Origin of the sequence: Gardnerella sp. DNF01189, assembly GCF_049244195.1 — a bacterium.
In the GTDB taxonomy this organism is placed as follows: Bacteria; Actinomycetota; Actinomycetes; order Actinomycetales; family Bifidobacteriaceae; genus Bifidobacterium; species Bifidobacterium swidsinskii.
Genome location: NZ_CP058385.1, coordinates 1100467 through 1114405, shown reverse-complemented (window position 1 = coordinate 1114405; position 13939 = coordinate 1100467). Strand labels below are relative to the sequence as shown.

Here is a 13939-nt window from a genome sequence, read left to right as displayed (position 1 = left end):
CCTAAGGAAGGATAGAACATGGCTTTGTTGCATATTTTGCCAGGTCTCGACGAAGCGGCCAGTGAAAAGGCTGTTGCCATTTTACAGAATCGTTTAAGCCACGAGCAGGAAGCTGCTTTGGTGCTCAAGCATGCGCATTGGAATGTTACTGGTCCAGATTTTATTGCAGTGCATGAAATGCTTGATCCACAGGTTGCTGAAGTTTTGGCGCAGGCGGATGAAACTGCTGAGCGAATTGCAACTTTGGGCGGCTCTCCACTTGGCCGCGCAGACGATGTTGTTGCTGCTCGCACATGGAAGCGTTTTGCTTTGACTGGTCGCAAGTCTACAAAGGAGTATTTGCAAGCGCTTATTGAGTACTATAACGATATGATTGCAGACGATCGCAAGGCTATCGCGGAACTTGATGAGCTTGATTTAGTTAGCTCAAATATTATTCAAGATCATGTTCAACAGTTGGAAAAGTTCCAGTGGTTCATGCGTAGCCATCTTGATTAATTATTCTCTGTTTAATTTTTTTGATTCAAACCGCAACACGCTGTTTTCTTTTTATGGCGTGTTGCGGTTTGACATTTTCTGTGTCTGTGCTAATGTAACTACTTGTATGTTTTAGGCATACGAGTTGGGCCCGTAGCTCAGGTGGTTAGAGCGCATCCCTGATAAGGATGAGGTCGGAGGTTCAAGTCCTCCCGGGCCCACGATAGAATGACATCATTCTTTCGAATGGGGCTATGGCGCAGCTGGTAGCGCATCTGCTTTGCAAGCAGAGGGTCAGGAGTTCGAGTCTCCTTAGCTCCACGAACAGGGTTCTGATTGATTTTTCAATCAGAACTTTTTGTTTATCAATTTCTTTCTTGTCGCGTGCCCATTCAATTTTTGGGGAATAACCCAATTTTTTACTGATTACCCCTAATAAAATTAGGGTGACACCCTGATATTTGTCAGTGTTGTAAAAAATATAAAAATGTTTAAATAGTTGAATCTCTTCCCAGAGATTGCGGCATATATTTTGCTGTGGAACTATACACAATATATTGTTAACTTGAAAGGTATTAAAGAGAGATGAAAACCATAAAGGTTTTCATTTTAGACGGAAGGATGTAAAAAATGATTTATAAGATAAAACAAAATATTGCTGATATTTCTGCTGGCGTAGTTTCTTTATTAGTAGCTTCATTTGTTAAAGGTCAAGGTTGGAATATTCAAAATATTATGATTTGGCTTGCAACATTCGTAGCAACATATATCACACTACGTCTATTATTTATGCTTTTCAAAATTGTAAGAACTCTTTTCACTAAAGAACAGTAAATTTTAGGGTTATAGGCCGAATCTATGGCAAATAAATTGGCCTATAACCTAAATTTTAAAAAGATATGAAGCATAAACTTATTAATTTAATAATTCAAATAGTACAATTAGTAATTGTTGGAACTCATTATGGTGCTTTTTTGGAAGCATAATATTTACATGAGAATGCTTCTCATCAAGGCCTATTGGTATACTAATCACATATAAATAAACATGAATATCTTTACGCCGTGTATTGAGCGCAGCTAAATCAAATCTGCTCTCAATGGGTTAACAAGGCGTGAAATCGTGTGTTGGCAGCGTCTTAAGCGGTTAACCTGATCAGCGTAAGGAAAGTGTATGCGTAAACTTTTAGCATATTGCCGTCGTGCACCTCAATTAACAGTCGTAATTCTTGCTTTTCCGTTTATTGTGGCTTTGTACTCGTATAATTTGCCTATATTAACTACTTTCTGTGAGCAAATATCTAATCTTTCGCAGCAAATCTTTGATTTCTTAAATCTTGGTTGCGATATTTCCATAAGTCTTAGTATCGGGAAAACTATTATCGCTATTCTCGTTTTGTATACCAGCCTTATTTCTTTGCGCAACATGATTAAAAATTTATTGCGCGGAACTTTAGGCATTGATTTGCTAGCTTTTGTTGCATTACTTGCAACGCTTTGTATTGGTGAGTTTTGGGCAAGCTATTTGATTGTTGTAATGGTTTGGACGGGAGAGGCAATTGAAGATTTTGCGCATATGAAAGCCCAGCGCAATCTGTCTCTTTTAGTAAGCGCAGCTCCAAAAACTGCTCATCTTATGACTTTGCCAGGTATTGAGCATGAAATGGATAATAATCAAGCAAATGATGAATCATACGAACCGCCATGTTTGAGTGAAAATCAGTGCAAGCCTAGCTCGTGTGTTCTGTGCCGGCATGCTGAATTCAGAAAAGTGGATGCCGCTAATTCTAAGCAATCTAATATTAGCGAGCAAAATTGCGACTATAAACACAATATTTGTCCATTTTTGCAAGCGTCTACAGACGGCGAAATCTCCTCAAATTTGCAGCGTTACAAAACGGTTCCAGTTGATGAATTAAATATTGGAAACGTAATTATTGTGCTTCCTGGCGAAACTGTGCCAGTTGATGGTGAGCTGTTAAGCGGTTCTGCAATTTTAGACACAAGTGCTATTAACGGAGAATCCGTTCCTAGAGAAGTCTATGCGGGAGCTGCAGTGCTTTCAGGCTGTGTAAACGGTGGAGTTGTGCTTATTATGCGCGTAACAAAGCTGTCTAAAAACTCGCAGTATCAGAAAATCATGCAGCTTGTTGAGTCTGCTAGGTCTTCTAAAGCTGCAGTAGTTAGATTTGCAGACATGTTATCTGTGCCATTTACTGTTTTGTCTTTTGTAATTGCTGGTTTTGCTTGGGGCTTTTCTGGAGATGCTCTTAGATTTGCGCAAGTGCTAGTTTTGGCAACTCCTTGCCCGCTGCTTATTGCGGTGCCGGTTGCGTGCATGGCTGGAACTGGGCGTTTAGCGAAACTTGGAATTGTTGTTAAAAGTCAGGATGTGCTTGAGCAATTAAGTCGTGTAACAGATGTATTTTTTGACAAAACTGGCACGTTGACTGTAAAACAGCCGCAAGTTGTAAACGTAGACGTAATCGATACTACCCAGAAGGCTGATCGTATTGTAATGCTCGCAGGTGTTCTAGAGACGTATTCTCAGCACATACTTGCAGGTGGTATTGCTAAAGCGGGAGCAAGCTTGTGGGAAAATGCTCACCCATCGTCGGTTCCGCAGCTTCCTAGCGTGCGAGAATACCCTGTAGTGCACAGTGTTAAAGAAACTGCAGGTCAGGGTATTCAGGGCGTTGTAGACGGTATTTTAGTACGTGTAGGCAGACGCAAGTACGTTACAGAGCAAAACGCGAATCAAACTATAGGCAAATCTCTTGCAGCAGACGAAATGGCAACCTACGTGTCTTTTGACGGCGTGCTGGTAGGAAGAATCGTATTAAAAGACGTGCCGCGCGATAACGCGAAATCAACCATTGACGCATTGTGTACACTTGGTGCACGCTCAATATCTATTCTTACTGGCGATAGTTTGCAAGCTGCAACAACAATTGGTAAAAGTGTTGGAATTGAAACAATATATGCAGATTTACTTCCGCAAGATAAATTAGCGCATGTAAAAAAACATAATTACAATGCGTATAAAAATAAGCAAAATTCAACTGTAACAATGATGGTTGGAGATGGTGTAAACGATGCTCCAGTGCTTGCAGCTGCCGATATTGGCGTAGCAGTAACGGATGGCACAGATACGGCAGCATCTGAATGCGCACAGGTAGTTATTATGAACAATGATATTTCTTCTGTTGCAAGCGCAATAAGAGTAGCAAAACATACTAAACGCGTTATGGTTCAGTCAGTATTGATGGGCATTGGATTAGCAATTATAAGTATGATTTTTGCGGCTTTCGGTTTTATTCCAGCAGTTATTGGCGCAATGATGCAAGAAGCAATTGATGTTGTTGCTATTATGTGGGCTTTAACAGCATTGCGCGAACGAAAATAAAAATATTTTTTGGCAATATTTTTACGATATTCATTACGACATCTTTAATAATATTCGTTTGAGTATGTTGTAAGACGAAGTAATGCGCTAGTCTAATTATGAAAGCATACGAGTTAGCTGCAAACGGTAACGGCTCAAGCTTGTACGTAACTTATTTCTGGCGAAGAATTACATATAAACGCTTTACAGTTACGCTGCTGAGTGATTGAGGCAACCTATGCTTGTAGGCCGCGCTAAATAGCGCGAAAACGGCGAAAAGTGCCGTATAATACAGTTCAATATGGGGATAATAATGGAAAAAAATAACTTAAACGAAAATGTTTCACAAGAAACATCTCAACTGCGTATTGCTGTAATAGGAGCAGGCCCTGCAGGAGTGTACTCTTCCGATATCTTCTTACGTCAGATTGCAAAGCGTGGAGAAGAATTGGGATTAGGCTCTAGCGCTCGCATTGATCTTTTTGAAAAATTGCCAGTGCCTTTCGGCTTAGTGCGTTACGGAGTAGCTCCTGACCATCCAAGTATCAAATTTATTGCGGATGCGCTTGAAAAGACGCTTGATAATCCAAATATTCATCTTTATGCAAATGTTGAATTTGGTAAAGATATTGCATTAGAAGATTTACTTCATAGATATGATGCTGTGTTATTTGCAACGGGTGCTGTGAAAGATAGGCCTCTTCGAGGAGTTCCAGGTGCCGATTTAGACGGAGTGTACGGAGCTGCAAAATTCGTAGAATGGTACGATGGATACCCAACTAGCAATCGAGAATGGCCGCTTGAAGCCAAGGAAGTAGCTGTTATTGGTGGCGGAAATGTGGCAATGGATGTTGCTCGTGAGCTTTTACGAGATCCTGATTATTTGCGCGCTCATACGGATATTCCAGATGACGTGTATGAGGGATTGCAAAAAAATAAAACCCAAACCTTGCATTTATTTATTCGTCGTGGAGTTGCCCAAGCAAAATTCTCTGTTCAAGAATTGCGCGAAATGGAAAAGTTATCCGGAGTGCAAATTGTTATTAATGAGGATGATTTTGAACTTGACGATGAGACTATTGAAGTAGCCGGTAACGATAAGCTCACGCGTCAAATGGTTGAGGAGCTTTTCGCTATTCGCGATATGGCTGAAGATATGGAAGATGGCGGAAACGTTGATTTTGAGGGGAAGCCAGCCAACAAACGCTATATTATCCACTTCAACTGTGCGCCGGTAGAAATTCTTGGTGAAGATGGACATGTGAAGGCAATACGAGTTGAGCGCACGACTACAAGCGCCGATGGCAAAATGACTCGTACTGGAGAGTTCGAGGAATACGCCGTTCAAGCTGTATACCATGCCATTGGCTACCATCCTGCAGAAGTTGCAGGTATTGCTTACGACGAAAAGCGTACTTTGCTTGCAAATATTGATGGGCGCTTAGTGGAGTCTGTAGAAAATGGCGAAGTTCGTGAGCGATTGTATGCAACTGGCTGGGCTAAGCGTGGGCCGGTAGGATTAATCGGCTCTACAAAATCTGATGCTCTTTTGATTGTTAATAATATGCTTGAAGATTTATCTAAAGCTGGCAATGCTAGGCGAATCGCACCTGATCGCGATGAAAATTCTATAGATAAATTATTGGCAGAAAAGGGCATTAAACCAATTGATTACGCCGGTTGGAAGCGAGTTGACTCTTATGAGCGTGAACTTGGAGCCAATGAGCAGAGAACTCGAAAGAAAGTTGTTTCAGCTTCTGAACTTGTAAATATTGCTTTAGGTAGCAAATAATGCCCTAAATAAACTGAAAATATTACTTAGTATTTAAGTTTGTAGTTAGTAAATACGCAGTATATATTCAGAAAAATTTAAGTTCGCATTATTAAGATAGCTCATATGTTGAAAGGCTTGAGAATACACTATGGCAGCTTAAAAGCCGCACTATTTTTTGTTGTTGTGTGGCTTTTTCTTGCCTTATGTTGGGTTCTTACTGGCTCGCATCTGTCTTCACTAATATGGTTCATTATTCCTGGTATTGCATTTAGTGTTTTTGCTTATTGGTGCTCAAGTAAGCTTGCGATTATTGCTATGCATGCTACAGAGGTTAGTGAAGAAGAAGAGCCTGTGCTTTACGCAATGGTTAGAGATTTATCTGCTCGAATTGGTAAACCTATGCCGCGAGTAATGGTTTCTCCCTACGAAAGTCCTAATGCTTTTGCAACTGGTAGAAGTGAGCGTCATGCGAGTATATGTTGTACTCGTGGTTTGATTAATATTCTTAACGAGCGCGAGTTACGTAGTGTTATTGGTCATGAATTAACTCATATTTATAATCATGATATTCTCGCTTCTTCGCTGGCTACTGCTACAGCAACAGTATTAACGTACGTTGGTTCTTGGCTTGTTTATGTCGGTGATACATATCGTCGTGATATTCGCAAGTATTGCAAATTTATTGGTAAATTTTTGAATATTTTATTCGCTCCTATTGCTTCTGTTATTATCAATGCAATTATTCCTGGTTCGCGTGAATTTGACGCAGATAAGGGAAGTAGTGAAATTACTGGAGATTTTGCTGCGCTTGCTTCCGCACTTAATAAAATTACTTACGGCATGCAGCTTCACGAGATGAAATCTACTGCTGGATTGCAGGCTGTTGCTTCTTTGATGATTATTTGTCCGTGGAATAATAACGCTCCTGCGCTTGTGCGTTTGTGTACTGCGCGTCCTACTGTTCAGGATAGGATTGGGCGTTTAATGAGCATTGCTGCATGAATATTTTGTTTGTTGAACTTGCTTGTCTTGTTTATTGAGTTCATAAACTGATTCCTAAATATTGAAGCGGTAAGCTGTGCATGATACCCTTAGATGGTTGTTGAAACTAGTTTGCTTTTAGTTACAGCATGCGGATGTAGTTCATCGGTAGAATGGAAGCTTCCCAAGCTTCAGAGGCGGGTTCGACTCCCGTCATCCGCTCCATTCAGATTGTAAAATTGTATAAGTTGTAGTTTTTGTACATTGGATGTATAAAAACTACAACTTACGCGTTAGTTAAACTTTCTTTTTCTTGCAATTGTCACAATTGTGCTAGCAAACAGCATTAATGCAACGCTAAATACAATTGGAATTATTTGTATTCCAGTACGAGGGAGTGCATTATTGGCTATTGTGGATTGTTTGTGTAAATGAGGGTCTTTCTTTACTAAAGTATTCGTCCACGCAACTTGTTTACCGTTTTCGTCAATAAGGACAATCGTATGATTGCCTTTATATTCTTCTGGGATAACTACGTCGAATACAATTCTGCCATATTCATTAATGTGAACTGTTACATATTTCATTCCATTTGCGCTATAAAGAAGTTTAGGGTTGGAATATATGTAGGCATAAGCTTTTACTGCTTTTTCTAGTTGTAATCTGCGCATGAATTCTGATGTTGCATTTACTGTAACAGTGATATGGTTGTTTTTTCCCGCATAAGCAATGTTATTATTCCCGACGGTGAGAGTGTTGCACAACGCTGGAAGTAAATCTGCAATACTCTTTGGTGCTGATGGAATCTGTTGCTGTAATGTGTGTGATTCTGAGTTTGCGTTAAGCTCTATGTGGTTTTCGCGCATAGAATCGTTACTAACTGCAGGAGTTTGTAGAGTTTTGGAAGGATGCGTTGGTCCGGGAAATCCCATGCTTGGAATTTCCTTATGGTCTTGATCGAACTTATTAGTCTGTGGGGTTGTGCTATTTGCAGACTTATCAGATTCGCCATTGCTAGAGTGCTCACTGTTGCCAGAATGAGATTCTGGTGTTGGTGGAACAGGTTGTGGCTCTGGTTTAGGCGCAGGTTTTGGCGGAACGGGTGTTGGATTCACCGGGTTTGGTTTCGGCTGCAGAGGCACTGCAGGTTGTTGATCAGGCGTCGGTGTCGGCGTAGGCGAAGGCGTTGGTTCCGGTGTCGGTGGAACAGGTGTCGGAGGTACGGGAGTTGGTGTTGGAGCTGGTGTCGCTGGTGTTAGCTCGATCCATGGTGTTGATTTCTTTGCAGGAATTAACTCGGCCCACGTAATACTCTTTTTAGCTGGGTTTAGTGGTGTTGCTGGAATGATTTCTACAACGTGAGCTTTAAGAGTTACTTTCTGTTTTGCTTTGTTTGCAAAGGTTATTTCTATGATAAATGTTGTTTCTCCAGTGTTTGTTGTGTTTGGTTGTTTTACAACTTGTACTGTGCTGTTTTCTGGTAAGTTTTTTAAGTATGGTTTGAAGTCGAAATTATCGGGGATTTTATTGTCTTTTTTGACTTCTATTTTCTTGCCAGGTTCAGCAGTAACATTTGGAAGTTCCTCGATATTAGCCAATCGTTTATGAATGGTTATTGGAACTATAATAGTTTTTAATATTCTACCAGATAGTACGAGTAGTATTTTCCCTTCGTAGTTGCCGCATTGAGAAGTGTCAATTTTGTCGTATTCTGTAATGTCTGTAATGGTAGAGCCTTGCGGTATATCGTTAGGATTAAGAAGATGCTTTATTGTTGTGCCTTTTGGCAATGGATCATTTTCCATAATGTCAATATTCGTAATTTTAGGTTCGAAAGCTTGTTCGTCAGTTTTAATAACTGGTTCGTTAACTAATCCGTCGAGTGCATCAATTTTGCGACCGGTTCCCTCAATTTTATTGCGTTCGCCAACTGTGAATCCTTGGAAAGCATTCATTCTAGGCTCAAAGTAGCTTCTGGATCCATGACCGGCTCCAGAACTTCCTACGCTTATTGCACCTTCGAAATTTCCTATTCCGCCTATTACTGTATCGTTATCAACTTTATAATGAACGGCATAACCTTCTTTAGTTAGTTTATCGCCAAAATCAGATGTTTCCCAAAGCCATCTGTTGAATATATTACCTTTGATTCTCGGAGCGTTAAAAGTATAAGCTTTAATATTAAAAGTTGCGCCACTACTTTTAGCTCGAATTAAGGCTCTTTGTGCTAAGTACCCACCTAAAGAGTGACCTGTAACATATAAATTGCTTACAGTGTTCTTTTGTTTATATTCATCAATTAATTTATCTATATCAGCAGCTTGGCCTGGGTTTGAGCCAGTTCCAAGCAAGACATCATTCCATACATCTGTTGCGCCTTTAGTGCCGCGAATTGCTAATACTTGCACGCCGTTTTGCTTAATAAATGGGTACGCAGGATTCACATTTTCAAAAAGGATAGCGTCAAACCCACTCCCGAAGTGGTAGGTTTCCTTAACTTTCCAGAATGGTGCAAGCTCGTTGTGCATAAGGCGGTACTCATTGCGATTTTCATAAATAATCCTGAGCGGTTTTGAGTAGTCAAGTACTTCTTTGACGTAGCTGTCTTCCCTATACACAAGCTCCATAAAAAGCGCCATATCGCGAGGGCTAATATCCCACCTGCGAGGATTGCTATCGTTTTTGTCATCTAATCCGTCGCCGTCGGTGTCCTTAATAAGTGGATGCGAATTATATCCGTAATATGTGCGTCCGTTTTTTACGTAAGTGTAAAGCTCTTCGCTGTTCTTCAGACCGTCGCCGTCGCTATCTTGATCTGGATCTAGCGCGGCTTTATGGTAAAGCAAAGAATCAATCTGATTATTTTCCAAACGAATTCGACCAGTAGAAATGTCGTGAGCGGTTTGTGCGGTAAGAGGTACGTGCACTGGTGATGTTTCTTCTGCCGCTGCGGTTGTTGCTAGCGAAGGTATGTAAACCAGCGATGAAATGATCAAACCAAAAGTTAATACAATTCCACTAATTGTGTGAACGGTACTTACTTTTCTCATACTGCTATTCCTTACTTTTTGTACAGACTTCTACTTTATTTTGAAAATATTTTTGCGAGCAGCACAACAGATTTAGCTCAACGTGTTGGTTTTATCAGATTTAACAACTTTATAAAATTGTATCTAGTTGAATCAGATAATTTTAATAAGTACCAAAAGTTAATACTTAAGCTGATGCGGTGTAATAGGAAAGAATTTCATTAGATTAATTGATATAGGAAAAGCACTGAGCTACTTGTGATATTAATGAATCATCGGTAAATCAGCACTTAGCTTATTGTTAATAAATTACACGAGATAGCTATCTATTGCTGGTGCTAATTAATAATCATTAATTAGCAGTAATTAGAACGTGCGAACATCGTAGAAGTTGTTAAGTTCTTCCATCCAACGTCCAGTGCCAGAAATATCTCCTCTAGTACCTACGGTGAAACCTGGGAAATTGTTCATACGGGCCTCAAGATAGCTTCGAGAGCTATGTCCTTGCGCAGAATTGCTGACGCTTATAGCTCCAGCAAAATTGCCAACAGAACGAATAACCTTGTCGTTGTCTACTTTGTAATGAACAGCGTAACCTTCTCGAGTGAGCTTATCGCCAGTATTGGCGACGGCACGCAACCAACGGTTGAAAATATTTCCCCAAATTTGTGGTGAATTGAATGTGTAAATTTTCTTAATCCAGTTGTAGCCTTTGCCTTTAGCACGAATTAAAGCACGCTGTGCAAGATATCCTCCGAGGGAATGTCCGGTAATATACAAATTGCTAACAGTATTTTCGCGACCATAACGCTCAATCAACTGCTCAACATCTTTAGCTTGATCTGGGTTATGACCTACAGCTATTGCAAAATCATCATCGTAATCATTAAATTGGGAAGTTCCACGAATTGCTAGTACTTGAACAGTGCCTTGTTCTAAGAATGGGTATGGACTTACATTTTCAAACAAAACAGCATCAAATCCTCTCCTTTTGTGGTAGGTTTCCTTAACTTTCCAGAATGGTGCAAGCTCGTTGTGCATAAGGCGGTACTCACTGCGATTTTTGTAAATGTCGTGAAGCGGTTTAGTGTAATCGAGTACCTTATTTATGTAATTATCATCTCGATAAGAAAGTTCAGAGAATAAAGCCATATCGCGAGGACTAATATCCCACCTGCGAGGATTGCTGTCTTGATTATCTGGAATACCATCGCCATCGGTATCGTTCATCATAGGGTGAGAATTGTACCCATAATAAGTCTTACCGTCTTTAGTGTAAGTGTAAATTTCCTGACTATTAGTTAAGCCGTCACCATCTAAATCAGCTTGTGGATCAAGAGGCTTCTTGTGATATAAAGACATATCCAAAGCCCCAGGTAAATCTAAGCCTATAGTTCCATTTGCGATTTGTTTAGCTGTTTCAGCAGTAAGTGGAGTTTTTGCATAATTATCTGCGGTTGTTGCCATTGCTGGCATTGCGAAAGCAGATAGGCTCAAGAGCATGCATAGGCTAGTTAAAAACCCTGTTACTGCATTGCGTTTCATAGTATCCTCCCATATTTTGTTTAGTTTTGTAGTCAACAAATGTATAGGACGACTGTTTACGATTTGTAGCACCTCTTTGTTAACTACGTGCGTTATATAAATTAATCGAAATTTATTTTGCCGCCACAATTGCTATTCTACACAGTTCATCAATTGTATAGTCTACATAAACAAAAGTCCATACTTCTAAATAAATGTTGTTGCTCCTTTTTTGTTTACTAAAATCATTGACGATGTGTATAAGAGTCATAGAAAACATCTATATAACTAGAATTATCAATAGCCATAATCTATTCTTAATAATGAAAATAAAAGCGCAACGAAGGCGCAAATGACCTATTTAGGAGAATGATATGAGTTTAATGAACACACATATTCTTCCATTCAAAGTAAATGGTTATAAGAATGGCGAATTTGTTGAAGTAAGTGATACTGATGTTCTTGGCAAATGGGCAATTTTCTTCTTCTATCCAGCTGATTTTTCATTCGTATGCCCAACTGAATTGGAAGATCTTGCAAACCACTATGAGGAATTGCAAAAGTTAGGCGTTGAAGTTTACTCAGTCTCTACGGATACGCATTTTGTACACAAAGCATGGCATGACGATTCTGAAGCAATTGCAAAAGTAAAGTACACTATGTTGGGTGATCCTTCCGGAGCTCTTTCGCGTAACTTTGATGCTTGGAATCAAGAATCCGGTTTAGCTCATCGCGCTACGTTCCTCGTGGATCCGCAAGGTATGATTCAGTTCTTTGAGATGACCGCAGACGGAATTGGTCGTAACGCCGACGAGCTCCTTCGTAAAGTTAAAGCAGCACAGTATATTGCAGCGCATCCAGGCGAAGTTTGCCCAGCAAAATGGGAGCAGGGCGAAGAAACCTTGGAACCTTCTATCGATTTAGTCGGCAAAATCTGATTTTTGCAATTAAATATTAAAGAATCTTTTTTAAAGAATATTCTCAATGCGTAGGGAGCTACGTTCATAGTTTCCTACGCATTCGCTTATTTTTACTTGTGACTAAAATTACCGAAGGAAGTAAATTATGTCTTTGTTGAATGCGTCATTAACTGCTCAGCTTTCAGAATTACTAAAAAAGATGGTATCTAAAATAGAGATCGTTTCTTACGTTGATAATTCTGAAACATCTCAAAAAGTTAAATCCTTACTGGAAGAAGTATCTCAGCAAAGTGACAAAATTAGTATTTCTGAAGTAAATAATAATGAAATTAGCAATGTAAAGCGTAAGCCAAGCTTTGAATTGCGTAGAAAACTAGATAATCCAGTAAATGGAAAATCTACTGTATCGGTTAGTTTTGCGGGATTGCCTTTAGGGCACGAATTCAGTTCTTTAGTATTAGCGCTTCTACAAGTAAGTGGCTATGCGCCAAAAATTAGTGATGAGCAACGCGATGCAATACTAAAGCTTGGTTCACACAATGTGACAACATACATGTCGGTAACTTGCCTGAATTGCCCAGAAGTTGTGCAATCGCTTAATACCATTTCTGTTATTAACCCTAAAATTCAGCATACTGTAGTTGAAGGTAGCGCTTTCCGTGAAGAAGTAGATAAACTCGGTGTAATGAGCGTGCCAGCAGTTTTTGAAAATGGCAAACTTATTTCCTCCGGACGGGCAGGAATTGACGAACTTGTATCTGTGCTTGCATCACAAGAAAAATCTGTTAAGCAGGATGAGGATGGCAATAATGGTAATAGCGTTTCTTCGGCAAATGTTGCGCTCGCAGAAAAATGAATTCGCAAAATCCATACGATATTGTTATTGCTGGCGGCGGTCCTGCTGCTTCTGCTGCCGCAATTTACACTGCTCGTAAGGGTTTGCGTACGGCTATGATTATGGATCATCGTGGCGGACAGGTTGTAGAAACTGAAAGTATTGAAAATCATATTTCCCAAACGCATACGACTGGTTCTCAACTAGCAGCAGATTTAACTAAGCATATTTCTCAATACGATATTGACGTATTTACTCCTGATTGGGCAGACTCGCTCGATTTATCTAAGGAACCATATGGGTTACATACTATTCATGCGCGTTCTGGCGGATCTTTGAAAGCGCGTGCAGTGATTATTGCAACTGGCGCGACTTGGCGTACGTTGGGCGTTCCTGGAGAAGATGAGTATAGGAATAGAGGCGTATCATTCTGCCCTCATTGCGACGGCCCACTTTTCAAAGATAAGAATGTTGTCGTTGTTGGCGGCGGAAATTCTGGTGTTGAAGCTGCTATTGATTTAGCAGGAGTTGCAAAACATGTGACGGTGGTTGAGTTCATGGATGTGCTTAAAGCTGATCAAGTATTGCTTAATACTTTGCATAAATTACCTAACGCTGAAGTTATTACGAGTGCTGCCGTAAGTAGTATTGAAGGTAATGGTAGTAAAGTTACTGCAATACGTTACATAGATCGCAATAAAGCAGACGATGATGAAAACAGAGAACATATTGTTGAAACCGATGGGGTTTTTGTGCAAATTGGTTTAGCTCCGAATACTCGTTGGCTTGTAAATAATATTTCTCTCAATAATCGAGGAGAAATTATTACGAATCGCGCTGGATGCACTGATACTCCGGGTGTTTTTGCTGCTGGAGATTGTTCAGACGAACCGTATAAGCAGATCGTTACAGCGTATGGTTCTGGAGCCAATGCTGCGTTATCTGCATTTGACTATCTTATCCGCAGCCCGCAAAATAAATAATTTATAAAATTTATTATGCAATAAACAATGGG

General features: G+C 40.0%; 8 protein-coding genes, 3 tRNA genes and 1 pseudogene. 10 read left to right on the top strand and 2 right to left on the bottom strand.

What is annotated here, in order from left to right:
- The first annotated feature begins 18 nt into the window (after window positions 1-18).
- The 8 genes from HXT41_RS04405 to HXT41_RS04370 all read left to right on the top strand — a co-directional run bounded on the left by HXT41_RS04405 (window position 19) and on the right by HXT41_RS04370 (window position 6841).
- Window positions 19-498 (top strand): Dps family protein, encoded by a 480-nt coding sequence (locus HXT41_RS04405; RefSeq protein ID WP_012913682.1) that lies wholly within the window; start codon window positions 19-21, stop codon window positions 496-498.
- A gap of 126 nt (window positions 499-624) precedes the next feature.
- Window positions 625-698, top strand: a tRNA-Ile gene (locus tag HXT41_RS04400).
- A 27-nt stretch (window positions 699-725) separates the two neighbouring features.
- Window positions 726-798: transfer RNA gene (locus tag HXT41_RS04395), tRNA-Ala, on the top strand.
- A gap of 309 nt (window positions 799-1107) precedes the next feature.
- Complete coding sequence (locus tag HXT41_RS04390) at window positions 1108-1311, top strand: hypothetical protein (protein ID WP_012913681.1); 204 nt, start codon at window positions 1108-1110, stop codon at window positions 1309-1311.
- A gap of 339 nt (window positions 1312-1650) precedes the next feature.
- Entirely contained in the window at window positions 1651-3882 is a 2232-nt protein-coding gene (locus HXT41_RS04385) for a heavy metal translocating P-type ATPase (protein ID WP_102703281.1), read from the top strand.
- A gap of 292 nt (window positions 3883-4174) precedes the next feature.
- Window positions 4175-5653, top strand: coding sequence for an FAD-dependent oxidoreductase (locus HXT41_RS04380; RefSeq protein WP_103013741.1), 1479 nt, complete (start codon window positions 4175-4177; stop codon window positions 5651-5653).
- Between the two features lie 105 nt (window positions 5654-5758).
- Entirely contained in the window at window positions 5759-6637 is an 879-nt protein-coding gene (locus HXT41_RS04375) for a M48 family metalloprotease (RefSeq protein WP_076002503.1), read from the top strand.
- 130 nt (window positions 6638-6767) lie between these two features.
- Window positions 6768-6841, top strand: a tRNA-Gly gene (locus HXT41_RS04370).
- A gap of 68 nt (window positions 6842-6909) precedes the next feature.
- Here the strand turns inward: HXT41_RS04370 and HXT41_RS04365 are convergent.
- Both HXT41_RS04365 and HXT41_RS04360 read right to left on the bottom strand, forming a co-directional pair.
- The gene (locus HXT41_RS04365) at window positions 6910-9666 is read right to left on the bottom strand and encodes a Rib/alpha-like domain-containing protein (RefSeq protein WP_103013740.1); all 2757 of its coding nucleotides are present in this window, start codon (window positions 9664-9666) and stop codon (window positions 6910-6912) included.
- A 345-nt stretch (window positions 9667-10011) separates the two neighbouring features.
- Window positions 10012-11190 carry a lipase family protein gene (locus HXT41_RS04360; RefSeq protein ID WP_103013739.1) on the bottom strand — a complete coding sequence of 393 codons (1179 nt, stop codon included), beginning with the start codon at window positions 11188-11190 and terminating at the stop codon, window positions 10012-10014.
- Window positions 11191-11543: 353 nt separating this feature from the next.
- On the opposite strand from HXT41_RS04360, the gene ahpC reads away from it, so the two are divergent.
- Window positions 11544-12107, top strand: coding sequence for an alkyl hydroperoxide reductase subunit C (gene ahpC, locus HXT41_RS04355; protein ID WP_004119771.1), 564 nt, complete (start codon window positions 11544-11546; stop codon window positions 12105-12107).
- A 127-nt stretch (window positions 12108-12234) separates the two neighbouring features.
- A pseudogene (gene ahpF / locus HXT41_RS04350) lies at window positions 12235-13907 on the top strand (alkyl hydroperoxide reductase subunit F).
- Window positions 13908-13939: the final 32 nt, after the last annotated feature.